This is a genomic window from Pseudomonas allokribbensis, assembly GCF_014863605.1.
GTDB classification, from domain to species: domain Bacteria; phylum Pseudomonadota; class Gammaproteobacteria; order Pseudomonadales; family Pseudomonadaceae; genus Aquipseudomonas; species Aquipseudomonas allokribbensis.
The window spans coordinates 6,136,767-6,160,769 of sequence record NZ_CP062252.1 but is presented as its reverse complement, the minus strand read 5'-3'; the positions used below and the strand labels follow the sequence as shown (position 1 = coordinate 6,160,769).

28 protein-coding genes are annotated in these 24,003 nt (G+C 61.6%); 13 read left to right on the top strand and 15 right to left on the bottom strand.

All coding sequences use genetic code 11. The annotated features are described in order from the left end of the window. Positions 1-202: 202 nt before the first annotated feature. On the bottom strand, positions 203-1,399 hold the full coding sequence (locus IF199_RS28375; protein WP_096817544.1) for a class I SAM-dependent rRNA methyltransferase: 1,197 nt from the start codon (positions 1,397-1,399) through the stop codon (positions 203-205). Positions 1,400-1,665: 266 nt separating this feature from the next. On the opposite strand from IF199_RS28375, the gene IF199_RS28370 reads away from it, so the two are divergent. The 3 genes from IF199_RS28370 (at position 1,666) to IF199_RS28360 (ending at position 3,712) form a co-directional block, all read left to right on the top strand. Further along, complete coding sequence (locus IF199_RS28370; RefSeq protein ID WP_173861305.1) at positions 1,666-2,478, top strand: HDOD domain-containing protein; 813 nt, start codon at positions 1,666-1,668, stop codon at positions 2,476-2,478. Positions 2,479-2,506: 28 nt separating this feature from the next. Continuing rightward, entirely contained in the window at positions 2,507-3,319 is an 813-nt protein-coding gene (gene mutM / locus IF199_RS28365; protein ID WP_192559222.1) for a bifunctional DNA-formamidopyrimidine glycosylase/DNA-(apurinic or apyrimidinic site) lyase, read from the top strand. Positions 3,320-3,388: 69 nt separating this feature from the next. Continuing rightward, positions 3,389-3,712, top strand: a complete 324-nt coding sequence (locus tag IF199_RS28360) for a multidrug transporter (protein ID WP_096817559.1) — start codon at positions 3,389-3,391, stop codon at positions 3,710-3,712. A gap of 38 nt (positions 3,713-3,750) precedes the next feature. Here IF199_RS28360 and IF199_RS28355 read toward each other — a convergent pair whose 3' ends face one another. The 5 genes from IF199_RS28355 to IF199_RS28335 all read right to left on the bottom strand — a co-directional run bounded on the left by IF199_RS28355 (position 3,751) and on the right by IF199_RS28335 (position 8,337). Then, the gene (locus IF199_RS28355; RefSeq protein WP_003195146.1) at positions 3,751-4,002 is read right to left on the bottom strand and encodes a YfhL family 4Fe-4S dicluster ferredoxin; all 252 of its coding nucleotides are present in this window, start codon (positions 4,000-4,002) and stop codon (positions 3,751-3,753) included. Between the two features lie 102 nt (positions 4,003-4,104). Then, positions 4,105-4,584 carry a pantetheine-phosphate adenylyltransferase gene (coaD, locus tag IF199_RS28350; RefSeq protein ID WP_003229157.1) on the bottom strand — a complete coding sequence of 160 codons (480 nt, stop codon included), beginning with the start codon at positions 4,582-4,584 and terminating at the stop codon, positions 4,105-4,107. 115 nt (positions 4,585-4,699) lie between these two features. Continuing rightward, positions 4,700-6,295: a GMC family oxidoreductase gene (locus IF199_RS28345; RefSeq protein WP_192559221.1), complete on the bottom strand. Its 1,596-nt coding sequence runs from the start codon at positions 6,293-6,295 to the stop codon at positions 4,700-4,702. Positions 6,296-6,336: 41 nt separating this feature from the next. Further along, entirely contained in the window at positions 6,337-6,882 is a 546-nt protein-coding gene (locus tag IF199_RS28340) for a twin-arginine translocation pathway signal protein (RefSeq protein ID WP_192559220.1), read from the bottom strand. 24 nt (positions 6,883-6,906) lie between these two features. Further along, positions 6,907-8,337, bottom strand: coding sequence for a coniferyl aldehyde dehydrogenase (locus tag IF199_RS28335; RefSeq protein ID WP_096817565.1), 1,431 nt, complete (start codon positions 8,335-8,337; stop codon positions 6,907-6,909). 146 nt (positions 8,338-8,483) lie between these two features. Here IF199_RS28335 and IF199_RS28330 point away from each other — a divergent pair, with 146 nt between their 5' ends. Together IF199_RS28330 and IF199_RS28325 are read left to right on the top strand one after the other, a co-directional pair. Beyond that, complete coding sequence (locus IF199_RS28330; protein WP_096817567.1) at positions 8,484-9,155, top strand: TetR/AcrR family transcriptional regulator; 672 nt, start codon at positions 8,484-8,486, stop codon at positions 9,153-9,155. A gap of 27 nt (positions 9,156-9,182) precedes the next feature. Beyond that, complete coding sequence (locus IF199_RS28325; RefSeq protein WP_192559219.1) at positions 9,183-10,037, top strand: sulfurtransferase; 855 nt, start codon at positions 9,183-9,185, stop codon at positions 10,035-10,037. A 6-nt stretch (positions 10,038-10,043) separates the two neighbouring features. Here the strand turns inward: IF199_RS28325 and IF199_RS28320 are convergent, their stop codons facing one another. The 6 genes from IF199_RS28320 to IF199_RS28295 all read right to left on the bottom strand — a co-directional run bounded on the left by IF199_RS28320 (position 10,044) and on the right by IF199_RS28295 (position 15,733). Continuing rightward, positions 10,044-10,874, bottom strand: a complete 831-nt coding sequence (locus tag IF199_RS28320) for an AraC family transcriptional regulator (protein ID WP_085731553.1) — start codon at positions 10,872-10,874, stop codon at positions 10,044-10,046. A 4-nt stretch (positions 10,875-10,878) separates the two neighbouring features. Further along, on the bottom strand, positions 10,879-11,877 hold the full coding sequence (locus IF199_RS28315; RefSeq protein ID WP_192559218.1) for a hydrolase: 999 nt from the start codon (positions 11,875-11,877) through the stop codon (positions 10,879-10,881). A gap of 63 nt (positions 11,878-11,940) precedes the next feature. Then, the gene (rsmD, locus tag IF199_RS28310; protein ID WP_096817575.1) at positions 11,941-12,549 is read right to left on the bottom strand and encodes a 16S rRNA (guanine(966)-N(2))-methyltransferase RsmD; all 609 of its coding nucleotides are present in this window, start codon (positions 12,547-12,549) and stop codon (positions 11,941-11,943) included. After that, entirely contained in the window at positions 12,549-14,039 is a 1,491-nt protein-coding gene (locus IF199_RS28305) for a M16 family metallopeptidase (RefSeq protein ID WP_192559217.1), read from the bottom strand. Before IF199_RS28305 ends, rsmD begins: the two co-directional genes overlap by 1 nt. After that, on the bottom strand, positions 14,032-15,387 hold the full coding sequence (locus IF199_RS28300) for a M16 family metallopeptidase (RefSeq protein ID WP_096817578.1): 1,356 nt from the start codon (positions 15,385-15,387) through the stop codon (positions 14,032-14,034). Before IF199_RS28300 ends, IF199_RS28305 begins: the two co-directional genes overlap by 8 nt. Positions 15,388-15,538: 151 nt before the next feature. Further along, positions 15,539-15,733 carry a hypothetical protein gene (locus IF199_RS28295; protein ID WP_096817581.1) on the bottom strand — a complete coding sequence of 65 codons (195 nt, stop codon included), beginning with the start codon at positions 15,731-15,733 and terminating at the stop codon, positions 15,539-15,541. On the opposite strand from IF199_RS28295, the gene ftsY reads away from it, so the two are divergent. From ftsY to rpoH, 4 genes are all read left to right on the top strand, one after another. Continuing rightward, positions 15,732-17,267, top strand: a complete 1,536-nt coding sequence (ftsY, locus tag IF199_RS28290) for a signal recognition particle-docking protein FtsY (RefSeq protein WP_192559216.1) — start codon at positions 15,732-15,734, stop codon at positions 17,265-17,267. The two genes, IF199_RS28295 and ftsY, sit on opposite strands and share 2 nt — an antisense overlap. Then, positions 17,264-17,935 (top strand): cell division ATP-binding protein FtsE, encoded by a 672-nt coding sequence (gene ftsE / locus IF199_RS28285; RefSeq protein ID WP_008065082.1) that lies wholly within the window; start codon positions 17,264-17,266, stop codon positions 17,933-17,935. The genes ftsY and ftsE overlap by 4 nt, the downstream gene beginning before the upstream one ends. Continuing rightward, the gene (gene ftsX / locus IF199_RS28280; RefSeq protein ID WP_096817585.1) at positions 17,932-18,957 is read left to right on the top strand and encodes a permease-like cell division protein FtsX; all 1,026 of its coding nucleotides are present in this window, start codon (positions 17,932-17,934) and stop codon (positions 18,955-18,957) included. Before ftsE ends, ftsX begins: the two co-directional genes overlap by 4 nt. A 115-nt stretch (positions 18,958-19,072) precedes the next feature. Continuing rightward, positions 19,073-19,927, top strand: coding sequence for an RNA polymerase sigma factor RpoH (rpoH, locus tag IF199_RS28275; protein WP_003229146.1), 855 nt, complete (start codon positions 19,073-19,075; stop codon positions 19,925-19,927). Between the two features lie 70 nt (positions 19,928-19,997). Here the strand turns inward: rpoH and mtgA are convergent, their stop codons facing one another. Beyond that, a complete protein-coding gene (gene mtgA, locus IF199_RS28270) occupies positions 19,998-20,720 on the bottom strand; it encodes a monofunctional biosynthetic peptidoglycan transglycosylase (RefSeq protein WP_096817587.1) in 723 nt (240 codons plus the stop codon). Between the two features lie 74 nt (positions 20,721-20,794). Between mtgA and IF199_RS28265 the strand changes: the two genes are divergently transcribed. The 4 genes from IF199_RS28265 to trmB all read left to right on the top strand — a co-directional run bounded on the left by IF199_RS28265 (position 20,795) and on the right by trmB (position 23,037). Next, the gene (locus tag IF199_RS28265; protein WP_085709061.1) at positions 20,795-21,175 is read left to right on the top strand and encodes a DUF423 domain-containing protein; all 381 of its coding nucleotides are present in this window, start codon (positions 20,795-20,797) and stop codon (positions 21,173-21,175) included. Positions 21,176-21,246: 71 nt separating this feature from the next. Next, positions 21,247-21,447: a sulfur carrier protein ThiS gene (gene thiS, locus IF199_RS28260; protein ID WP_167394879.1), complete on the top strand. Its 201-nt coding sequence runs from the start codon at positions 21,247-21,249 to the stop codon at positions 21,445-21,447. A gap of 60 nt (positions 21,448-21,507) precedes the next feature. Continuing rightward, positions 21,508-22,302, top strand: coding sequence for a thiazole synthase (locus tag IF199_RS28255; RefSeq protein ID WP_085731561.1), 795 nt, complete (start codon positions 21,508-21,510; stop codon positions 22,300-22,302). Between the two features lie 9 nt (positions 22,303-22,311). Next, complete coding sequence (gene trmB / locus IF199_RS28250; protein WP_085646976.1) at positions 22,312-23,037, top strand: tRNA (guanosine(46)-N7)-methyltransferase TrmB; 726 nt, start codon at positions 22,312-22,314, stop codon at positions 23,035-23,037. A 63-nt stretch (positions 23,038-23,100) separates the two neighbouring features. Here trmB and IF199_RS28245 read toward each other — a convergent pair whose 3' ends face one another. Together IF199_RS28245 and IF199_RS28240 are read right to left on the bottom strand one after the other, a co-directional pair. Further along, positions 23,101-23,649: an RNA 2'-phosphotransferase gene (locus IF199_RS28245; protein ID WP_192559215.1), complete on the bottom strand. Its 549-nt coding sequence runs from the start codon at positions 23,647-23,649 to the stop codon at positions 23,101-23,103. A 29-nt stretch (positions 23,650-23,678) separates the two neighbouring features. Next, entirely contained in the window at positions 23,679-24,002 is a 324-nt protein-coding gene (locus IF199_RS28240) for a DUF3392 domain-containing protein (protein WP_102619691.1), read from the bottom strand. Between the last annotated feature and the right edge of the window lies 1 nt (position 24,003).

Below are 24,003 nucleotides of genomic sequence, written 5' to 3'. Positions count from 1 at the left end.
GTGGATATTAAGTAGGAATATTCCAGTAATTTTGTCGGAGTGGTCTTTCGCTTGAAAAGGTCTTGTAAGTTAGATATTGGTAAATGATGGATGTAAGGAAAAGTCCTGCATGTTGATCGGACGATAAATGTAGGAAAACCAATAACGGAAGGCAAAAAGAAGGGGAGCCTGTTGGCTCCCCTTCTTTTATGCATCGATACCGTTAGCTGTTGGGCAGCAGACGGCAGGTGATGCTCTTGATGTAGCGAGTTTCCGGAATGGCCGGGTGCACCGGGTGATCCGGGCCCTGACCACCACGCTCCAGCAGCTGGATGTTGCGGTCCAAGTGACGGGCGCTGGTCAGCAGGATGTTCTGCAGGTCGTCTTCCGGCAGGTGCATCGAGCACGAAGCGCTGAACAGGATGCCGTCCTTGTTGAGCAGGCGCATGGCTTGCTCGTTCAGGCGGCGGTAGGCGCCTTCACCGTTTTTCATGTCCTTCTTGCGTTTGATGAACGCAGGCGGGTCGGCAACGATCACGTCGAAGCGCTCTTCGCTGGCCTTGAGTTCCTTCAGGGCTTCGAAGACGTCGCCTTCGATGCAGGTCATCTTGTCGGCGAAGCCGTTCAGCGCGGCGTTGCGCTCAACACCGTCGAGGGCAAAACCCGAGGCATCGACGCAGAACACTTCGCTGGCGCCGAATGCGGCAGCCTGCACACCCCAGCCACCAATGTAGCTGTAGAGGTCCAGCACGCGTTTGCCTTTGGCGTAAGGGGCCAGGCGCGCGCGGTTCATGCGGTGGTCGTAGAACCAGCCGGTTTTCTGGCCCTGAATCACCGGGGCTTCGAATTTCACGCCGTTTTCTTCCAGCGCCACCCACTCCGGCACCAGGCCGAACACGGTTTCGGTGTAGCGCTCGAGGCCTTCGGCATCACGGGCGGCGGAATCGTTCTTGAACAGGATGCCGCTTGGCTTGAGCACTTGGGTCAGCGCCGCGATCACGTCATCTTTATGGGCTTCCATGGTCGCCGAAGCGATCTGCACCACGAGGATGTCGCCGAAACGGTCGACGACCAGACCCGGCAGCAGGTCGGAATCACCGTAGACCAGACGATAGAACGGCTTGTCGAACAGGCGATCGCGCAGGGACAGGGCCACGTTCAGGCGGTGCACCAGCAGCGACTTGTCCAGCGGCAGCTTGATGTCGCGCGACAGCAGGCGGGCGCAGATCAGGTTGTTCGGGCTCATGGCGACGATGCCCAGCGGCTTGCCGCCGGCGGCTTCGAGGATCGCTTGGTCGCCGGCCTTGAAGCCGTGCAACGGGGTCGCGGCCACGTCGATTTCGTTGCTGTAGATCCACAGGTGACCGGCGCGCAGGCGACGGTCGGCGTTGGCTTTGAGGCGCAAGCTAGGCAGGGACATGACGTCGCTCCGGAAAAAAGAGCGGGAGTATACCGTGTTGCGCTGCACGCGGGTTCGGTGCTGGACATGTGGCGCGTAAGCCCGGCCTGTCAGCGGATGAAGGCAGAATTGGCCAAATGGTCTTGAATGAAAGTTTCCGCCGATCTGTCCCCGATGTGTCGTTCGTCGGTTTTTAGGGGTTAGAATCGCCGCCTGTCCCAGAGTGTGTACTTATGTCCCAAGAGCTGACCACCGAACAGATTCAACAGTCCCTGCAAGGCATCAGCGTGCCTGCGCAACCGCAGATCATGGTGGATCTGCAAATGGAGCAGTACATGCCCGACCCGGACCTGGAGACGATCGCCAAGCTGATCTCCCAGGATCCCGGCCTGTCCGGCTCTCTGTTGAAAATCGTCAATTCGCCGTATTACGGCCTGAGCAACAAGATCACTTCGATCAAGCGCGCGGTGAACCTGCTGGGCAGTCGTTCGATCATCAACCTGATCAACGCGATGTCGATCAAGGGCGAGATGAACGATGACACCATCGTCACCCTGAACCGCTTCTGGGATACCGCCCAGGACGTGGCCATGACCTGCCTGACCCTGGCCAAGCGCGTCGGCACCGAGGCGAGCGACGAGGCCTACGCATTGGGCCTGTTCCATGACTGCGGCGTGCCGCTGATGCTCCAGCGTTTCCCGGATTACATGAAGACACTCGAAGAGGCCTATGCCAACGCGGGTGCCGAACGCCGGGTTGTGGACACCGAGAACGATGTCTACAACACCAATCACTCGGTGGTCGGTTACTACACCGCCAAGTCCTGGCGCCTGCCGGAACACGTCAGCGCGGCCATCGCCAACCACCACAATGCGATGGCGATCTTCAGCGACGAGACTTCGCGCAACAGCCAGATGAAAAACCTGCTGGCGATCCTGAAAATGGCCGAGCACATCTGCGCGTCGTATCGGGTGCTGGGCAACCAGACCGAAGACTTCGAATGGCAGGCCGTCGGGCCGCTGGTGCTCGAATACATCGGCCTCTCGGATTACGACTTCGAAACGTTGAAGCAGACGATCCGCGAACTTGGCGCGCACTGATTCAAGTAGTTAATGATTCGAGGAACTCATGCCTGAATTGCCGGAAGTCGAAACCACCCGTCGCGGCATCGCCCCGCACCTGGAAGGCCAGCGCGTCAGCCGGGTGATTGTGCGTGACCGGCGGCTGCGCTGGCCGATTCCCGAAGACCTCGATGTGCGCCTGTCCGGGCAGCGTATCGTGCTGGTCGAGCGGCGCGCCAAGTATCTGCTGATCAACGCCGAGGTCGGCACGCTGATCAGTCACTTGGGCATGTCGGGCAATCTGCGGCTGGTTGAAGTCGGGCTGCCGGCGGCCAAACACGAGCATGTCGACATCGAGCTGGAATCCGGCCTGGCCCTGCGCTACACCGATCCGCGGCGCTTCGGCGCGATGCTCTGGAGTACCGACCCGCTCAATCACGAATTGCTGATTCGTCTGGGGCCTGAGCCGTTGACCGATCTGTTTGATGGCGAGCGTCTCTATCAGTTGTCACGCGGGCGGTCGATGGCGGTCAAACCGTTCATCATGGATAACGCAGTGGTGGTGGGCGTCGGCAATATTTACGCGACTGAAGCACTGTTCGCCGCCGGTATCGATCCGCGTCGCGAAGCCAAGGGCATTTCCCGGGCGCGCTATCTGAAGCTGGCAATCGAGATCAAGCGCATCCTCGCCGCCGCCATCGAACGTGGCGGCACCACGTTGCGTGATTTCATCGGCGGTGATGGGCAGCCGGGGTATTTCCAGCAGGAATTGTTTGTCTACGGGCGTGGTAACGAGCACTGCAAAGTCTGCGGCACCGGTTTGCGGGAAGTGAAACTGGGTCAGCGTGCCAGCGTCTTCTGTCCGCGCTGCCAAAGCTGAGCGTAAAAGCTGAAAAAGTCCTACGGTCTATAGTGAGTTGTCTCACTGTTCAGCCCGAAGGATCGTGCCATGAAATCCTCGCAAGCCCTGTTCCTCGCACTGCTGCTGTGTTCCGGCCTGACCGTTCATGCCACGGAAGGCGGCAGCGGTGACCCGCGATACGCGATCCAGAACCCACCGGCCTACGCCATGCTCGGCGATCTGCTGATTGCCCGCCCCTTGCTGGTAGCGGCGACAGTGATCGGTGCGGGGGCGTTTGTGGTGTCTTTGCCGTTTACCGCGCTGGGTGGCGGCGTCGGCGATGCGGGGGAGGCGCTGGTGGTGGCACCGGCGAAAGCGGCGTTCGTGCGCTGCCTGGGCTGTACCGGGGAAGGATTCGAGCAGCGTGAATGACGCGATCGCAGCCTGGCGCTGCGATCGGGGTCAGAGGCTCAAGCCTTGCCGGTAATCTTGCGGTACTTCTCCATCAACTGTTCTTCAGTCTCCGGATGGGCTTCGTCCAGTGGAATGCAATCCACCGGGCAGACCTGCTGGCACTGCGGCTCGTCGTAGTGGCCGACGCACTGGGTGCAGAGGTTCGGGTCGATCACGTAGATCTCTTCGCCCTGGGAAATGGCGGCGTTCGGGCACTCAGGTTCGCAGACGTCGCAGTTGATGCAATCGTCGGTGATGATCAGGGACATGCTAACTCCAGCCGGGGCGGCGGGCCCGGGCGCAATAAATCAATGCGCGCAATTGTGCCGCATTGGCGCCCGCAGTGCACGCGGGCGCCGTTTGAACGGTCGTTACTTCTTGAAGCGCAGGGTCAGTGCGTCAGCCACTGCCGGGTGGACGAACTTGCTGATATCGCCGCCCAGGGCTGCAATTTCCCGCACCAGCGTCGAGGAAATGAACGAATAACGCTCGGACGGGGTGAGGAACAGGCTCTCCACATCCGGTGCCAGTTGGCGGTTCATGTTGGCCAGCTGGAATTCGTATTCGAAGTCCGACACCGCGCGCAAACCACGCAGGAACACGTTGGCGTTCTGCTCTTTGGCGAAATGCGCCAGCAGCGTCGAGAAGCCGACCACTTCCACGTTCGGCAGGTGTTTGGTGACCTCGCGAGCCAGCTCGACCCGTTGTTCCAGCGGGAACAGCGGATTCTTCTTGGGGCTGGCGGCGACGGCGATGATCACATGGTCGAACAGGCGCGAGGCGCGTTCGACCAGATCGCCATGGCCCTTGGTAATAGGGTCGAAGGTACCTGGGTACAACACTCGGTTCATCGCGTCGTCCTGGCGGGAATCCGTTGGGGAGTCGGATGGTATCGCAGCCGTCCCGGTCGGCCAAGTCGCCTTTTGGGTAAGAAAGCACTATAGACGGTACGAATCTTCGGCTTTTTCACGGGTTTCTCAGCCGTTCGCCGAGGGATGTCGCCAGTTGCGCCGTCAGACCATACACCGACAGCTGCGGGTTGGCGCCGATGCTGGTGGGGAACAGCGAGCCGTCATGAATCGACAGATTGCGCAGTTGATGATGCCGGCCAAGGCTATCGGTGACGGCGGTTTTCGGGTCTTCGCCCATCGCGCAACCGCCCATGACGTGGGCGCTGCCCAGGCGTGTGCGGTACAGCTCAAGGCTCAAGCCGTCGATCATTTTGCGTGCCTCGGCCAGACTGTTCACGTAGCGCGCATCGGCGTGCATCGGCATCACCGCTTTGGCGCCACCGGCGAACTGGATTTCGGCCATGACGTGGAAGGCCCGGCGCAAACCGTCCCAGGCGTAGGACGACACCTGATAATCGAGCACCGGCGAGCCGTCGCCACGCAATTCGACACTGCCGCCCTGGCTGTCCTGATGAAAGCCGTCACGCAGCAACGCCAGCATGGCGTGGGTGTGCGGAAGATCCGCCATGTGCTGCGCGTTTTCCTGGCCGAAGCCGCCGAGCAGGGTGGCGGCCAGCGCCGGGTGCAGCGGCGGCACTTCGAGTTTGAAGGCCATCGGCCCGGTGGTGCCGTCCTTCCACTGGAAGTGGTCGGAGTAGATCGACTGCGGCGCGCCATAAAACGGGTTGATGACCTCGTCGAAGCGCCCGGCGGACATGTTCACCGGGTGCAGAAAGGTGCGTTTGCCGAGGCGCTGATGGGGATCCGGCGCATCCGAGCGCAGCAGCAGGGCAGGGCTGTTGATCCCGCCGCCGGCCAGCACGTAATGGCGGGCCTTGACCGTGATCTTGCGTCCGGTCGGCTCGACGCAGCGTTCGTCCATCGCCACGCATTGCAGCCCGGTCACTTTGTCGCCGCTGATCAACAGCTTCTCGGCGCGGGCCAGATAGAGCAGTTCGCCGCCCTTTTCCAGGGTTGCCGGAATGGTCGTGACCATCATCGATTGCTTGGCGTTGGTCGGGCAGCCCATGCCGCAATAACCCAGATTCCAGCAGCCGCGCACGTTGCGCGGGATCAAGTGCCAGCTGTAGCCCAGTTGTTCGCAGCCTTTGCGGATCACGTCGTTGTTGGCGTTGGGTGGGATCATCCATGGCGCAACGCCGAGGCGCTGCTCCATTTTTTCGAACCACGGCGCCATGTCGGCGGGGCTGTGGCCTTTGACGTTGTGTTCTTTAGCCCAGTGTTCGAGGGTCGGCTCGGGGGTTCGGAAGCTCGATGTCCAGTTGATCAGGGTGGTACCGCCGACCGCGCGACCCTGAAGGATGGTGATCGCGCCGTCCTTGCTCATGCGACCGATGCCTTCCTGATAGAGGCTGCTGTAGGCCTTGTCCTCCAGCATCTTGAAGTCGCTGCTGGTCTTGAGCGGACCTTCTTCGATCAGCAGCACTTTATAACCGGCGGCGCTGAGGATTTCCGCCGTGGTGCCGCCGCCGGCACCGCTGCCGATGATGGCCACGTCGGCTTCCAGAGTCAGGTCGTCGGTCAGTTGTGCGCCGTTGTAGGTTTTCCAGCCACGGGCAAGGCCTTCGCGAAACGGGTCAGGTACGGGCATCAATCAGGCTCTCTTATTATTGTTCGGGGGAGGCGCGCGTCTCAGACGGTGGGTGGGCCGGGATAACCACAGTGCGCCCAGGATTCGGCGCGGGTGTACCAGGCCATCATCACCATTTGCTGCAGGGAGCTGTGGCCCATGCGCAGCAGGCTCAACGAGCTGTTTTCCCAGCGATCGAGGAAGTGTCGGATCGCCTCGGGACTGGCGTTTTCCCAGCTGCCCCATATTCCGGTCAGCGGTCCTCGGGTCACGGACATGCCCAGTACGTCGAACAGTTGCCGGGTGAGTTTGAGCATTTCCGGCGACAGGTGATCGAGGCTGTAATCCAGGGACTTCAGCGCTCCGTCGACAGCGGCGGGCATCTTCTCCACTGCGACAGCGCCATCGAGCATCACCGGAATCAGCGCGCGCAGAAACAGCAGGTCACCGCTGCGCAACGTGGTGAATCCGTTGGCCGATACGCTCGACGAACAGCCGCTGAGGCTGGCGCCGAGGCCGGCGGTGGCGAGGAAAGCCGTGGCGCCCAGGCTGAATTTCAGCAGGCCACGGCGCGACAGTGCAGGTGTTTCGGTCAGGCTTGGGTGCATTGTTGTTATTACCCGGCGGTGACGTTAGCGAATGAACAGTTTCTGGATCAGTTTCTGAATGGATTTGCCGTACGGCGGATAGATCAGCTTCGCCGCGTTGAAGCGCTGTTTAACCAGCACACCCTTGGCCTTGCTGAAGGTCAGGAAACCTTCGTGTCCGTGGTAATGGCCCATGCCCGATGGGCCGATACCGCCGAAGGGCATGTCGTCCTGGGCCACATGCAGCAACGTATCGTTGAGGCAGACGCCACCGGAATGGGTTTCGTGGAGCACGCGTTTTTGTTCGCGTTTGTCGTAGCCGAAGTAGTAAAGAGCCAGAGGACGTGGCCGTTGATTGATGTAAGCAAATGCCTGATCCAGATCCTGATACGGCACGATCGGCAGCAGCGGGCCGAAGATTTCGTCCTGCATCACCGTCATCTCGTCACTGACATTCAGCAGCAGGCTGTGAGGCATGCGTCGGCCCTGGCCCTGATCGAACAGCGGAATCAGCAGCGCGCCCTTGCTGGTGGCGTCGCTGAGGTAGCTGTTCAGCCGCGCCAATTGGCGCTCGTTGATGATGGCGGTGTAGTCCGGGTTGTCGGCGAGTGTCGGATAAAACCCGCGCACGGCCTGGCGATAGGCTTCGACGAAACCGCCGACCCGGTCTTCCGGCACCAGCACGTAGTCCGGGGCCACGCAGGTCTGGCCGGCGTTGAGCGTCTTGCCGAAGGCGATGCGTTCGGCGGCGTCCTTGAGCGGCACATCGCGGGAGACGATGGCCGGGGATTTGCCGCCCAGTTCGAGAGTCACTGGCGTGAGGTTTTCCGCCGCTGCGCGCATCACGTGCTTGCCGATGCTGGTGGCGCCGGTGAACAGCAGGTGATCGAAGCGCAGTTTCGAGAACGCCACGCCGACATCGGCCTCGCCCAGCACCACGCAAACCAGGTCTTCCGGGAAGATCCGCGCCAGTAATTCCTTGAGCAGCAGGCCGGTGGCCGGGGTCGATTCGCTGAGTTTGAGCATCACCCGATTGCCCGCTGCGAGCGCGCCGGTCAACGGGCCCATGGCCAGGAACAGCGGGTAGTTCCACGGCACGATAACGCCAACCACGCCCAGCGGTTGGTACACGACTTTCGCCGACGCCGGCTGGAAGGCGACACCCACTTTGCGCCGCGAAGGCTTCATCCACTGGCTGATATGCCGACTGGCGTAATGAATGCCATGCAGGCTTGGCATCAACTCGGCGAGCAGGGTTTCATCGGCGCTGCGATGGCTGAAGTCCGAACTGATCGCTTCGACCAGCGCCTGCCGTTCGCTGCTCAGCAGATCGCGCAACGCCTTGAGCCACTGCTGACGCTGGGCGGCCGGCGGCATCGGGTTGGCGGCGTAGGCGGCGCGCTGCGCGTTGAACAACCGGTTGAGCTCTTCCAGCGGCTGTTGCAACGATTGCAGGTAGGCAATATCGGCGGTCATTGTCGGCTCCGGATTTGTTGTCGTGAGGAACTTTTTAGAGTCTATGCTCTAGAAAGTCAAATGACTTCCTTGTGCGTCATGGTTTTATCCCATTCCGGTTAGGTCGTAAGATGCCCCCCAACGCACTCTGAATTAAAGCTCAAGCCATGGCCCCACGGATCAAAACCAGCGAGCGCATCGTGCAGAACAGCCTCGAGCTGTTCAATCAGCAGGGCGAGCGCAGCATCAGCACCAACCACATCGCCGCTCACATGGAGATTTCTCCGGGCAACCTGTACTACCACTTCCCCAACAAGCAGGCGATCATCTCCGTGCTGTTCAGTGAGTACGAAAGCCTGGTGGACAGCTTCCTGCGCCCGCCTCAGGGGCGTGCGGCGACAGTCGAAGACAAGCGTTTCTATCTCAAGGAACTGCTGTCGGCGATGTGGCGCTACCGTTTCCTGCATCGCGATCTCGAGCACCTGCTCGACAGCGACCCGGACCTGGCCGGGCGTTACCGGCGCTTTTCCCAGCGCTGTGTGATTCAGGGGGCAGCAATCTATGAAGGCTTCGTCGCCGCCGGCATCCTGAAGATGGACCGGGTGCAGATCGAATCCCTGACCCTCAACGCGTGGATCATCCTTACCTCCTGGGTGCGTTTTCTGTGCACGACCCGGGAAAACTCCAATCACCTCAGCGAGCAGGCCATTAAACGTGGCGTGTATCAGGTGTTGGTGCTGGAAGCGGGGTTTGTCACCGAGCAGGCCCGCGATGAGGTCAACGCACTGTTCGAAGAGTTCTACGTACCGTTGGCCCAGGCCCTCGAAGAAAGGTCCTGACCCATCCGCTCACAGGAGTCGTTCGCTATGCCGATTGCGCAACTGATCAGCCCGACCACGCTGGATGCCCGCAAGGAGCAACCGGGGCTGGTGATTCTCGACTGCCGTTTTGCCCTCGAAGACCCGGACTACGGCCAGCGCAGCTATGCCGAAGGACACATTGCCGGGGCGAGCTATGCCGATCTTGAGCGAGACCTCAGCGGCCCGGTGACCAAGGGCGTGACCGGGCGTCATCCGTTGCCGGAGCCGGCAGCGCTGATCGAGCGCCTGCAAGCCTTCGGCATCAACAACGACAGCGACGTGGTTCTGTATGACGACGGCCCCGGTGCCTACGCGGCGCGGGCCTGGTGGTTGCTGGCCTGGCTGGGCAAGCGCGACGGCGTGTTCATTCTCGATGGCGGGCTCAAGGCCTGGCACGCGGCCGGTCTGCCGCTGAGCCTGGATGCGCCTTCGGTGACTCGCGGGACGTTCAGCGGGCATCCGGACAAACTGCTGCTGCTCAGCGCCGAGCAATTGCAGCAACGCCTCGGTCAACCGGCTCTGACTCTGCTCGATGCCCGCGCCTTGCCGCGTTTCAAGGGTGAAGTGGAGCCGATCGACCCGATCGCCGGGCACATCCCAGGCGCGCAATGCGCGGCGTTCACCGACAACCTGGGCAGCGACGGGCGTTTCCTGCCGGCCGACCAGCTCAAGCAGCGCTTTGCCGCGAAACTCGGCGCGCGGTCGCCGGCCGATCTGGTGGCGTATTGCGGCTCGGGGGTGACGGCGTGTCACAACCTGTTCGCCCTGTGCCTGGCGGGTTATCCGTTGGGTTCGCTGTATGCCGGGTCGTGGAGCGAGTGGATCAATGAGCCTTCGCGCGGTATCGCCACCGGCGAGTAAGCGCGTTCAGCGGTCCAGCCGCGCACTGCGATAGGCCGCTGGTCCCACGCCATATACCTGTTTGAATTGCCGACTCAGATGACTCTGATCGGCAAAGCCCAACTGTGTGGCGACCTCCACTGGCAGGCAGCCGCTCTGCAACAAGCCCCGCGCGCAGGCAATCCGCTGTTGCATCAGCCAGGTGTGCGGCGGCATGCCGGTGGCGCGGCGGAACACCCGGGCGAAGTGGAAGGGCGACAGGTTCACCGCTGCCGCCAGTTCTTCCAGCGAGGGTGGCGCCGCCAGTTGTGCGTGCAGCAATTCCTTGGCCATCACCACCGCACGATGTTCCTTGCCGGGTTTGCCGTTGATCTGCACCGCCGCGTGGCGTTGCAACAGCAGCATCATCATTTCGCGCCACACCGTTTGCTGTTGCAGCGCGGTGGCGGGGCTTTCCAGCAAGCGGTGCAACTGGCTGAAGCCGTTGACCAGATCCGGATCGCGATAGAGCGTCGCGCCAAAAGCCGGCATCGGCGCAGTCGGCAGTTCCAGTTCTTCGAGCAGCGAGACAATCTTGCCGGTATCCGGATAAAACGCCCGGTACAGCCAACCGTCCTCGGTGCCTTTGTGGCCGGTGTGCAATTCGTCCGGGTTGATCAGCACCAGCGTGCCGCTGCCGGCCAGGTGTTCGGCGCCGCGATAGCGGTAGCGCTGGGCGCCGGCCATGATCATGCCGATCACGTAGCCGTCGTGGACATGCGGGGCGAAGCGATGCTCGATGTAGCGCGCCGACAGTAATTCGACCCCGGCCAGTGGCGCGGTTTGCCAGAAACGGATCGACTCGCCCTGTTCGCTCATGACGTCACCCGCGCCCCGAGTCGGCCAGCCATTGGGGAATGCGCCGTTCCAGGTAATAACCCGGTTGGCGGAACGAGCCATCGACGAAGCCGACATGCCCGCCCCGGGCCTGCAATTCGAACGCGGTCGAGCTCGACAGCTCACTGGCCGAAGGGAGGCTGTGGGGGAACACGAACGGATCGTCCGCCGCCTGAATGATCAGGGTCGGTGTACGGATCTCGCCAAGAAAGTAGCGGCTTGATGCCCGGCGATAGTAATCCTCGGCATCGGCAAAGCCATTCAGTGGCGCCGTCACCCGGCCGTCGAAATCCCAGAAGGTGCGCATGTTTTCCAGCGAGCCGAGGGCGGCCAATGCGGCAAGACCCTCCTCGCGGCCGTCGTGCTGGAACTGGCGCTGCTTGTTCTTGATGTAGGCCACCATCTCGCGCATGAAGTGCGCCTGATAGACCTTCGAGAAACCCTGGCCGATACGATCGGCGCACTGATCCAGACGAAACGGCACCGACACCGCCACCGCGCCGAGCACGCCGCTGGCGCTGCCGGTTTCCCCCAGATGTTTGAGCAGCACGTTGCCACCGAGGGAGTAGCCGACCGCATACAGCGGCGCCAGTGGCCGCTTGGCTTTCAGATGACGGATGGTTTCGGCGAGGTCTTCGCTGGCGCCGGAATGGTAGCTGCGCGGCAACAGGTTCGGCTCGCCCGAGCAGCCACGCCAGTTCAGCGCAACACTGGCCCAGCCTTGGGCGGCGAGCGCTGCCTGGATTCCGGCGACGTACGGCGAATTGGAAGAACCAGTCAGCCCGTGCAGCACCAATACCAACGGCGCTTCCGCACTGTGGGGGCCGTGCCAGTCAAGGTCGAGGAAATCGCCGTCGTCCAGCCACAGTCGTTCGCGCTGGCGATCAAGGTGCACGGTTTTGCGCCACAGCGGCCCCCACAAGGTTTGCAGGTGCGGATTGCCGAGGCCGAAGGCGGGGATGAACGGTTTTGACGAAGGGGACACGATTGCTCTCGATGCAGCGCAGCGAGCCTCGGCTGAAGCTCGCCGCTTTTTCAGGCCGGTCGGTTAACCGGCGATCACTGCCATACGTTGCCACAACGCGTAGTACACCCGCCCGGATTTCTGCTCGCGGTGCAGGCGCCAGTTGCCTGGCAGGCCGAGGGTCGATGGCGCGGTTTCGCTTTCAGTGTAGATCCACGAATCATCGGCCAGCCATTGGCGTTCTTCCAGCAGCGTGCACACGGCGGGCAGCAGGTTCTGGTTGAACGGCGGGTCGAGGAACACCAGATCGAACGCGGTCGCGGTCTGGGTCTCCAGATAGCGCAAGGCATCGGCGGTCTGCACGTGGCCGTTGGTGCAGCGCAGCGTGCCGAGGTGTTCTTTCAGGCTGGAGACCGCGACATGGCTGGCATCCAGCGCCTGGCCCATGGACGCGCCGCGAGACAGCGCTTCCAGGAACAGCGCGCCGCTGCCGGCAAACGGATCGAGCACCTTGGCCCCGGCAACGTACGGCGCGAGCCAGTTGAACAGGGTTTCACGCACCCGGTCCGGCGTCGGACGCAGGCCCGGCGCATCAGGGAAGCTCAGTTTGCGGCTGCGCCATTCGCCGCCGATGATGCGCAACTGGTTCACACCGTTGTGCAGTTTTTGTACAGGTTTCTTTGGACTGGCCATTAATGCTCCGGAACCCCGAGCGGCTGCTCGGCAGGTTTATCAGATGGGGCCGGTAACGGCTTTTGCGGCACGGTCGGGCCAACGCTGACGATGACCAGTTTGTCCGTGCTCAGGTGTTTGTTCAGGGCGTCGCGAACCTGCTCGACGGTCAGGCTCTGGGACTGACGCATGAAGTCGTCCAGATAATTCAGCGGCAGGTTGTAGAAACCCATGGCGCCGAGTTGGCCGACGATATCGGCGTTGCTCGCAGTGGACAGCGGGAAGCTGCCGGCCAGTTCACGCTTGGCGTCGTCAAGTTCTTTCTGGGTCGGGCCGGTCTTCAGGTAGTCGGCGAGCACATCCTGCACCAGTTTCAGGGTGCCTTCGCTCATTTCCGCGCGGGTCTGCAGATTGATCATGAACGGGCCGCGCGCCTGCATCGGGCTGAACGCCGAATACACGGTGTAGGCCAGACCACGTTTCTCGCGGACTTCACTCATCAAACGAGTGCCGAAACCACCACCGCCGAGGATCTGGTTGCCCATCGACAGTGCGGCGTAGTCCGGGTCGTCACGGTCGATGCCCAGTTGCGCAAGCATCAGATTGGTCTGCTTGGACGGGAACTCGATATGGCCGACGCTGGCCTTCGGCTCCTGCGGCTGGGCGATCTTCGCCAGCGCCGGGCCTTTTGGCAGGGCGGCAGAAACCTGATTGGCAATTGCCTCGGCCTCGGCACGGGACAAGTCGCCGACCAGCGCAATCACCACGTTGCCGGCGGCATACGCCTTGGCGTGGAACTCACGCAGTTGCGCCAGGGTGATCTTCGGTACGCTTTGCGCGCTGCCATCGCTGGAGTGCGCGTACGGGTGATCGCCGTACAGGCGCTTCATCAATTCCAGGCTGGCGAGTTTGCCGGGGCTCTGTTTCTGGTATTCGAAACCGGCGAGCATCTGGTTCTTGATGCGGGCGAAGGAGTCGGCGGGGAAGGTCGGTTTGCCGATCACTTCGGAGAACAGCTTCAGCGCCGGTTCGCGTTTGTCGGCGGCACTCAGGCTACGCAGTGATGCGATGGCCATGTCCTTGTAGGCGCCGTTGCCGAAATCCGCGCCCAGGCCTTCAAAGCCCTGGGCGATGGCGCCGACATCCTTGCCGGCCACGCCTTCGTTGAGCATGGCGTTGGTCAGCAGGGCCAGGCCTGGCGCGTTGCCGTCCTGGCTGCTGCCGGCGGAAAAGATCAGGCGCATGTCGAACATCGGCAGTTCGCGAGCTTCGACGAACAGCACCTTGGCGCCTTCGGCGGTGTTCCAGGTCTGCACGTCGAGCTTGCGGCTGGCCGGGGCCTTGCCGTCGAGTTCTGCCAGCGATTGCAGCTTCTGGCTGGTCTTGGCGTTATCCAGTGCTTCGCTGGCCTTGCTGTTGTCGCTCGGCGCGAGGTAGAACGCGGCGGAGCCGATCACCGCCACGGTGATCAGGCCGAGCAGCAACAGGCGTGGGGTTTTGCGCTCACTCATGAGTCGTCTCCAGTGGCAGGACGTGGGCGACGCTGAGACGTTCGCGGGTGAAATACAGCTTGGCGGCGTTCTGGATGTCTTGCGGGGTGACGCTTTCCAGATCGGCCAGTTCGGTGTCCATCAATTTCCACGACAGGCCGACCGTCTCCAGTTGGCCGATGGCGGTGGCCTGGGCAGTGATCGAGTCACGCTCGAAGACCAGGCCGGCGATGACTTGCGCACGCACGCGCTCCAGTTCTTCGGCGGACGGTGCGGTGGTTTTCAACTGTTCCAGCAGTTTCCACAGACCGGCTTCAGCCTGGGCCATGGTCTTTTTCTTCTGGGTGTTCGGTGTGGCGGACAGGGTGAACAGGCTGTCACCGCGTGTGTAGGCGTCATAACTCGATGAACCGCCGGACACCAGTTCTTCGCCGCGCTCCAGTTGGGTCGGGATACGACCGCTGTAGCCGCCGTCCAGCAGCGCCGAAATCAGGCGCAAGGCATTGATGGAGCGCTTGTCCTCGACGGTGGCCAGGCTTGGCACGTTGAAACCGAGCATCAGGCTGGGCAGTTGGGTCTGCACATGCAGAGTGATCTGGCGTTCGCCGGGTTCGGCCAGTTCCAGCGGTTTTTTCGCCGGTGGCACGTCGCGTTTCGGGATCGGCCCGAAATAGCGCTGGGCGAGGGTTTTCACCTCGTCCGGGGTCACGTCACCGACCACCACCAGCGTGGCGTTGTTCGGCACATACCAGGACTGGTACCAGTGGCGCAGCTCTTCGACCTTCATCCGGTCGAGGTCGGCCATCCAGCCGATGGTCGGCGTGTGATAGCCGCTGGCCGGGTAGGCCATGGCCTTGTAGCGCTCGTAAGCCTTGGACATCGGTTTGTCGTCGGTGCGCAGGCGGCGCTCTTCCTTGATGACTTCGATTTCCTTGGCGAACTCGTCGGCCGGCAGACGCAGATTGGCCATGCGGTCGGCTTCCAGTTCAAAGGCTACGCCCAGGCGGTCACGGGCCAGCACCTGGTAGTAGGCGGTGAAGTCATCGCTGGTGAACGCGTTCTCTTCGGCGCCGAGGTCGCGCAGGATCAGCGAGGCTTCACCGGGGCCGACTTTCTCGCTGCCCTTGAACATCATGTGCTCAAGGGCGTGGGACAGACCGGTCTGGCCCGGTGTTTCGTAGCTGGAACCAACCTTGTACCAGACCTGCGAGACCACTACTGGTGCGCGATGGTCTTCGCGCACGACGACCTTCAAGCCGTTGTCGAGGGTGAATTCGTGGGTCGGTTGCGGGTCGGCCGCCAGGGCCGAAAGGGGCAGGCAGACTGTGCTGAGCAGCAGGCCTGCGGCGCGGCGGGCTAGAGCATTCATTCGTTTTTAAACCTGTTCGGCTGCCCGCTTGGTCTTAGCCTAGGCGGGCGAGGAGGTGCTAGGATACTGATCCGTTTTACCGGCGACCACGCCTATCCGGTTTTGAAACTTGATCAGGTTGTATGGGTTTGCGGCAGAAGGCCTTGGTTTATCAGCTAAACTTCGCTTTTTCGCCGATTTTGCCGGCTAGTCCTTCATTAAAACGATTCCTTTGAGGTGCCGTTGGCGCTTCGACAAAATGTTGCGCGTGAACAAGCTGGGTGAAACGCAGTCTGTTCTGCATCGAATATTTATTTGCCGGGGCGCCCCTGTGGCGCGTCGCTACCGTGAGATAGCCGTCCTCCATGTTTGGTTCCAACGACGACAAGAAGACCCCAGCTGCGGCTGGCGAGAAGAAAAGCCTGTTCGGATGGCTGCGCAAGAAACCGCAGGAACCCGTCGTCGAACAGCCGACGGCCATTCCTGAGCCTTCCCCGGCACCAGCACCTGTCATAGAAGAAGTGCCGGCACCGGTTGTGCTGCCGATTGCCGAGCCTGTGTTGCAACCGGTGGCTGAGGCCGAACCTGAAATGCCGGCTGCCGCCGAACTGCCGCTGACTCCGGTTGCCCAGCCGTGGCTGACCTTGCCGGTGGCCGAAGAGCCGGTGGCACTGGTTGAAGAGGCTGCACCGCATGTGACGCCGGTAATTCCTGCGCCGGTTGCTTGGGTGCCTGAGCCGGTTCCCGTTCCGGCGGCCGAGCCTGTGATCGAGACCGCACCGGTTCCTGCAGAGCCTGTCGCAGTTGCTCCGGTTGCTCCGGTTGCTCCGGCTATCGAAATCCCCGAGCCTGCACCTGCACCTGCACCTGCACCTGCACCTGCACCTGCACCTGCACCTGCACCGGTCGTCGTTGCGCCTGTCGCGGTCGTCGAAACTCCGGTCGCTGCGCCTCGCACCGAAGAAACCAAGGCCGGCTTCTTCGCCCGTCTCAAGCAAGGCCTGTCGAAGACCAGTGCCAGCATCGGCGAGGGCATGGCCAGTCTGTTCCTCGGCAAGAAAGCCATCGATGACGAGTTGCTCGACGACCTCGAAACCCGTCTGCTGACCGCTGACGTCGGCGTCGAAGCCACGTCGGTGATCATCCAGCGTCTGACCCAGAAGGTCGCACGCAAGGAATTGGCCGATTCCGACGCACTGTACAAATCCCTGCAAGCCGAGCTGTCTGCGATGCTCAAGCCGGTCGAGCAGCCGCTGAAGATCGTTTCGCAGAACAAGCCGTTCGTGATCCTCGTGGTCGGCGTCAACGGTGCCGGCAAAACCACCACCATCGGCAAACTGGCGAAGAAGCTGCAACTGGAAGGCAAGAAAGTCATGCTCGCCGCCGGTGACACCTTCCGTGCGGCGGCGGTCGAGCAGTTGCAGGTCTGGGGCGAGCGCAACAAGATTCCGGTGATCGCCCAGCACACTGGCGCTGACTCGGCCTCGGTGATCTTCGACGCCGTGCAGGCCGCCAAGGCCCGTGGCATCGATGTGCTGATCGCCGACACCGCCGGTCGTCTGCACACCAAAGACAACCTGATGGAAGAACTGAAGAAGGTTCGCCGGGTAATCGGCAAGCTCGACGCCGATGCGCCGCACGAAGTGCTGCTGGTGCTCGACGCCGGTACCGGTCAGAACGCCATCAACCAGGCCAAGCAATTCAACCAGACCGTCGAACTGACTGGCCTGGCGCTGACCAAGCTCGACGGCACCGCCAAGGGCGGGGTGATTTTCGCCCTGGCCAAGCAATTCGGCCTGCCGATCCGCTACATCGGCGTCGGTGAAGGCATCGACGATCTGCGTACCTTTGAAGCCGAACCCTTTGTCCAGGCACTGTTTGCCGAGCGGGAGCGTTCATGATTCGTTTCGAACAGGTCGGTAAACGCTACCCGAACGGTCACGTCGGCTTGCATGAGCTGAGCTTTCGAGTCCGTCGCGGCGAGTTCCTGTTTGTCACCGGCCATTCCGGTGCCGGTAAATCCACGTTGTTGCGCCTGCTGCTGGCGATGGAGCGTCCGACCAGCGGCAAACTGCTGCTGGCCGGGCAAGACCTGAGCACCATCAGCAATGCGCAGATTCCGTTCCTGCGCCGGCAGATCGGCGTGGTGTTCCAGAATCATCAACTGTTGTTCGATCGCACGGTGTTCAACAACGTCGCGCTGCCGTTGCAGATCCTCGGGCTGTCCAAGGCGGAAATCGCCAAGCGCGTCGATTCGGCGCTGGAGCGCGTGGCGCTGTCGGACAAGACCGATCTGTACCCCGGCGACCTGTCCACCGGTCAGCAACAGCGCGTCGGCATTGCCCGCGCCATCGTTCACCGTCCGGCCCTGCTGCTGGCGGACGAACCGACCGGTAACCTCGACCCGCGTCTGGCAGCCGAAATCATGGGTGTGTTCGAAGACATCAACCGTCTGGGCACCAGCGTGCTGATCGCCAGTCACGACCTGGCCCTGATTGCGCGCATGCGCCATCGCATGCTGACCCTGCAACGCGGCCGATTGATCGGTGACGGGGAGGCTGGCGAATGAGTGCGACACGTAGTCCGAAGGTTTCCGAGCGTGTGGCCCCGAAAGCCGCCGATCCGCAGCCGCCAAAAAAGAAAAAGCACGACGATGACGATGGCCCGGATTTCGCCACGCTGTTCCGTGCCTGGGTGGAAAACCACCGTGCCAGTCTGCTCGACAGCCTGCGCCGCCTCGGCAAGCAGCCGATCGGCAGCTTCTTCACCTGCATGGTGATGGCGGTCGCACTGAGTCTGCCGATGGGGCTGTCGCTGTTGCTGAACAACGTCGAGCGCCTGGGTGGTTCTTGGCAGCGTGCGGCACAGATCTCGCTGTACCTGGAGCTCGAAGCCAGTCCGGCTCAGGGCGAGAAACTGCGCGATCAGATCAAAGGCATGCCTGGTGTAGCTGATGCTGAATATGTCGGCCGCGATCAGGCACTGGAAGAGTTCCAGCAGCAGTCCGGATTGGGCGAAGCCCTGCGCGAGCTGCCGGAAAACCCGCTGCCGGGCGTGGTGCTGGTCACGCCGAACGAGGTCGACAAGTCGACGCTGGAAGCATTAAGACAAAAACTTTCCGAGCTGCCCAAGGTACAACAGGCGCAACTTGATCTAGTCTGGGTCGAGCGTCTGGCTGCCATCCTCAAGCTCGGCGACCGCTTTGTCTTCGGTCTGACGGTGTTGCTGGTTTCCGCATTACTTTTGGTGATAGGCAATACCATTCGTCTTCATATTGAAAACCGCCGCACCGAGATAGAAGTGATTAAACTCGTCGGCGGCACTGACAGCTATGTACGTCGTCCCTTCCTTTATATGGGCGCGTTGTATGGTTTCGGTGCGGGGCTGCTGTCCTGGGGTGTGCTGGCGTTCGGCCTGAACTGGCTGAACGACGCGGTGGTTGGGCTGGCCGGCTTGTACGGCAGTGATTTTGCGCTGGCCGGAGTGCCAGTTGCCGACGGTCTGTCGCTCTTGCTTGGCGCGGTGCTGTTGGGTTATATCGGTGCATGGATTGCAGTCGCACGTCATCTCAGGGAGCTGGCGCCGAAGTAGAATCTTTTTTTGCGCGTGATTGACCTTACGGTTTTTAGGGAACTTGTACTTGAGTTCCCGGTCAATTTTTCGCAGTGCCGAAAGGCGCGAGTATGTAAGTCGGAGGTTTTTTCGTATGACCAATTCTTTGCAACCTGCGTATGCATTGGTTCCGGGCGCAAACCTGGAAGCCTATGTACACACCGTCAACAGCATTCCATTGCTGACGCCGGAGCAGGAGCGTGAACTGGCCGAGAGTCTCTACTATGAGCAGGATTTGGGGGCGGCTCGGCAGATGGTGCTCGCCCACCTGCGTTTTGTCGTACACATTGCCCGTAGCTATTCCGGCTATGGTCTGGCTCAGGCTGACCTGATCCAGGAAGGCAACGTCGGCCTGATGAAGGCCGTGAAGCGTTTCAACCCGGAAATGGGCGTGCGTCTGGTGTCCTTCGCGGTGCACTGGATCAAGGCCGAAATTCACGAGTTCATCCTGCGCAACTGGCGGATCGTGAAAGTCGCGACCACCAAGGCCCAGCGCAAGCTGTTCTTCAACCTGCGCAGCCAGAAGAAACGTCTGGCCTGGCTGAACAACGAGGAAGTCCACCGTGTGGCGGAAAGCCTCGGCGTCGAGCCGCGTGAAGTGCGTGAGATGGAAAGTCGCCTGACCGGCCATGACATGGCCTTCGACCCGGCTGCCGAAGCGGACGACGACAGTGCTTTCCAGTCGCCGGCCAACTACCTGGAAGACCACCGGTACGACCCGGCGCGTCAGCTGGAAGATGCCGACTGGAGCGACAACTCCAATCACAACCTGCACGAAGCGCTGGAAGTGCTGGACGAACGCAGCCGCGACATCCTCTACCAGCGCTGGCTGGCAGAAGAGAAAGCCACGCTGCACGACCTGGCGCAGAAGTACAACGTGTCGGCCGAGCGGATCCGTCAGCTCGAGAAGAGCGCGATGAACAAGCTCAAGTTGTCGATTGCCGCGTAACCGGTAGTCCGACAATAAAAAACGCCCCGATCAGTGATGATCGGGGCGTTTTTGTTTGCCTGTCAGTAAGTCATTGAGCCCAGGGTGCCCGCCGCGAATCATTGAGTGTCAGCAAATAGCTGTCGCCACCCAGTTGGCTCATCTGCTGGCGAATCCATCCCGCCCGGCGTGAAACATAGGAGGTCGGGTGGCTGGCGCTCCAGACCCGGGGATTGGGCAATACAGCCGCCAGATAACTCGCCTGCTGCCGGGACAAAGACTTGGCGCCTACGCCAAAGTGATGCCTTGCCGCCGCTTCGGCACCAAACACGCCGTCATCCCACTCGACACTGTTCAGGTACACCTCAAGAATCCGCTGCTTGGGCCAGAACACTTCGATCAGCGCGGTAAACCACGCTTCCAGGCCTTTGCGCAGATAACTGCGACCCGACCACAAGAACAGGTTCTTCGACACTTGCTGGCTCAAGGTGCTGGCGCCGCGAATCGAGCCGCCGAGTTCGTTGTGGGCCAGTGCGGCCTTGATCGCGCTCAGGTCAAAACCCCAATGCTCGGGGAATTTCTGGTCTTCGCCGGCAATCACCGCGACCTTCAGGTCATCGGAGATCTCGTCCCACGGCTTCCAGGTGCGCTGCAGATCAATCGGCTCGCCGTCGACCCAGGATTCGATCTTGCGCTCGACCATCAGCGCCGTGCCCGGTGGCGGCACGAAACGAAACACCAACACCAGCAATACGCTGCCGCCCGCGAACCAGAGCAGAGCCTTCGTGAAACGACGGAGAAATAAACGCAGCATAGAGATGGCTTGGCCGAACCGGTTGAGCGGGCCATTATACAGACCCTGCCGATCGAGTCTGACTGGAGTTCTACATGCTGCGTAGCTTTCTGATGCTGGCTGCCTTCTTTGGTTTTACCGGTGTCGGCCTCGGCGCATTCGCCGCCCATGGCCTGAAAAACCGCCTGACCCCCGAGTACCTCGCGATCTTCCACACCGGCGTCACCTATCAACTGGTGCATGCGCTGGCGTTGTTCGGCGTGGCACTGCTGGCCACGCAGCTTCAGGGGCGACTGGTTGCCTGGGCCGGTATCTCGTTCAGCATCGGCATCCTGCTGTTCTCCGGCAGCCTGTACCTGCTGACCACCGTCGGCATCGGCAAGCTCGGCATCATCACCCCGTTCGGTGGCCTGGCGTTCCTGATCGGCTGGTTGTGCCTCGGACTCGCCGCCTGGCGCCTGCAGCCAACCGCTTGACGCTTGGTGCTGACCTTTAGGTCATGATCGGGCTAGAATGCCACCCCCTAAAAATGATGGCGGCATCCGGCATGCGCATTCAGTTGAACGGCGAATCCCTTGAACTGCCCGACGGTGAAACCGTTGCGGCCCTGCTGACCCGTCTGGACCTGACCGGACGCCGGGTGGCGGTCGAACTCAATCTGGATATCGTCCCGCGCAGCCAGCATGCCGACACGACTTTGAACGACGGCGACAACGTCGAAGTGGTGCACGCCATCGGCGGCGGCTAGTCGCCAGGCCTGTATGGGCCGAGAATTCTGCAAGACCCTCACCCCAACAGAGGATTTCCCATGAGCATCGTTCGTAGCGACAAGCCTTTCGTTCTGGCCGGTCGTACTTACCAGTCGCGTTTGCTGGTCGGTACCGGCAAGTACCGTGACATGGAAGAAACCCGTCTGGCCATCGAAGCCTCGGGTGCCGAGATCGTCACCTTCGCCGTGCGCCGTACCAACCTGGGCCAGATCGAAGGCGAGCCGAACCTGCTCGATGTGCTGTCACCGGATCGCTACACCTTCCTGCCGAACACCGCTGGCTGCTACGACGCTGTCGAGGCTGTGCGCACCTGCCGCCTGGCCCGTGAGCTGCTTGATGGCCATAACCTGGTGAAGCTGGAAGTGCTGGCCGACCAGAAAACCCTGTTCCCCAACGTGATCGAAACCCTCAAGGCCGCCGAAGTGCTGGTCAAGGAAGGCTTCGACGTGATGGTTTACACCAGTGATGACCCGATCATCGCCCGTCAACTGGCTGAAATCGGCTGCATCGCAGTGATGCCGCTGGCCGGTCTGATCGGTTCGGGCCTGGGGATCTGCAACCCGTACAACCTGCAGATCATCCTCGAAGAAGCAAAAATTCCGGTGCTGGTGGATGCCGGTGTCGGCACCGCTTCCGACGCCACCATCTCCATGGAGCTGGGCTGTGATGCGGTGCTGATGAACTCGGCCATCGCCCACGCCCAGCAGCCGATCATGATGGCTGAAGCCATGAAACACGCGATCGTCGCGGGCCGCCTGGCCTACCTCGCCGGCCGCATGCCGAAAAAACTCTATGCCAGCGCCTCTTCGCCGCTGGATGGTCTGATCAAGTAAGAGCTATTGATGACTGAATCGAACGACACGCCAATCCAGACGGAAGAAGGCGACGAGCGCCAACACCGCCGCATCAAGAGTTTCGTGATGCGCGCCGGGCGCATGACCGAAGGCCAGCAGCGCGGCCTGGATCAGGGCGCGCCGAAGTTCGTCCTGCCGCTGGCCGATGCGCCGGTGGATTACGACCAGGTGTTCGGCCGTTCCGCGCCGCGTTCGCTGGAGATCGGTTTCGGCATGGGCCACTCGCTGCTGGAAATGGCAGCCGCTGCGCCGGAACAGGATTTCATCGGTGTCGAAGTTCACCGTCCGGGTGTCGGTGCGCTGCTCAATGGCGTGCTGACGCAGGGCCTGACCAACCTGCGGGTCTACGATTGCGACGCGATCGAAGTGCTCAATCGCTGCATCGCCGACAACAGCCTCGATCGCCTGATGCTGTTCTTCCCGGACCCGTGGCACAAGAGCCGTCACCACAAGCGCCGCATCGTTCAGGCGTCCTTCGCTGAGCTGGTGCGCAGCAAGCTGAAGGTTGGCGGCATTCTGCACATGGCCACCGACTGGGAACCGTACGCCGAATACATGCTGGAAGTGATGAACGTCGCCCCGGGCTATCGCAACCTCGCCGAAGACGGCAAGTGCGTGCCACGCCCGGCCGAACGCCCGATCACCAAGTTCGAACGCCGCGGCGAACGTCTTGGGCATGGCGTGTGGGATCTGAAGTTCGAAAAGCTCGCTTAAGCATCACGCAATAAAACTGTGGGAGCCATTGGCTCCCACAGTTGTTTTAGCGGTACTCGGAAGTTACACCGTTGAAAGAAATTCAGCCGGAACCCGCTCGGTCAGCCAGACGCCATTCTCGGCCTGATAGAACTTGAAACCCTGTTCCTGCATCTGCCGCGCTGCAACCTTCAGAATCACCACCGTTCCGTAACGTTGCCCAACCGCCGAGGCGGTAGCGGTTTCCTGAGAAAGGTGCACGTGATGGCGTGATCCCGGGATCAATCCCTGCTCGTTGATCGAGTCCATGAAACGTGTCGCCGTGCCGTGATACAGCGTTTCCGGAGGCTGCTTTTCTTCGAACTGCAGCTCCACGCTTTTCGTCGAGTGTCCCTGAACCGCACGAATCGACTGACCGTCGGCGGAGATCGAAAAGCGCTTCTTGTCACTGCTCGCCACGACGTTTTCAATCAGCGTGCGATCCAGCGTTCTGCCGTCCCGCGCCGCGCCATTGATCAAGGCGTCGATGTCTGCCCAGCCTTCGGAATCCAGCGTCAGGCCGATCGCCTGTGGCTCATGACGCAGCACGAAGCTGAGAAATTTGCTTGTTTCGTCCAACAGTTTCTTGCTCATGAACTTCCCTGTCTGTTTTCAATGCGCGGTCAGCGGCGATCCGCGACTACGCCGATCAAAACGAGCACCACCAACAACACCGGTGCCAGGCTGTAGTTGTTGAACTGGCTCAAGCCCTTCACCACCCAAGGCGTGGCGTAGATCAGTGCCGCGCCGCTGCCGATCAGGCAGAGCAGGGCCATCAGCGGGACGCGCAGGGCGCCGGCGATGCTGCCCAGGCGCTGGTCGACCCAGGCCTTGAAGTCAGCGCCGAACAGCACCAGCAGGCAGCCCACCAGGGCCAGCGCGATTTCCGAGAGGTTGCTGCGACTCCAGCGGGACACGGTGGCGAGCAGGTCGAGAATCAAATCCATG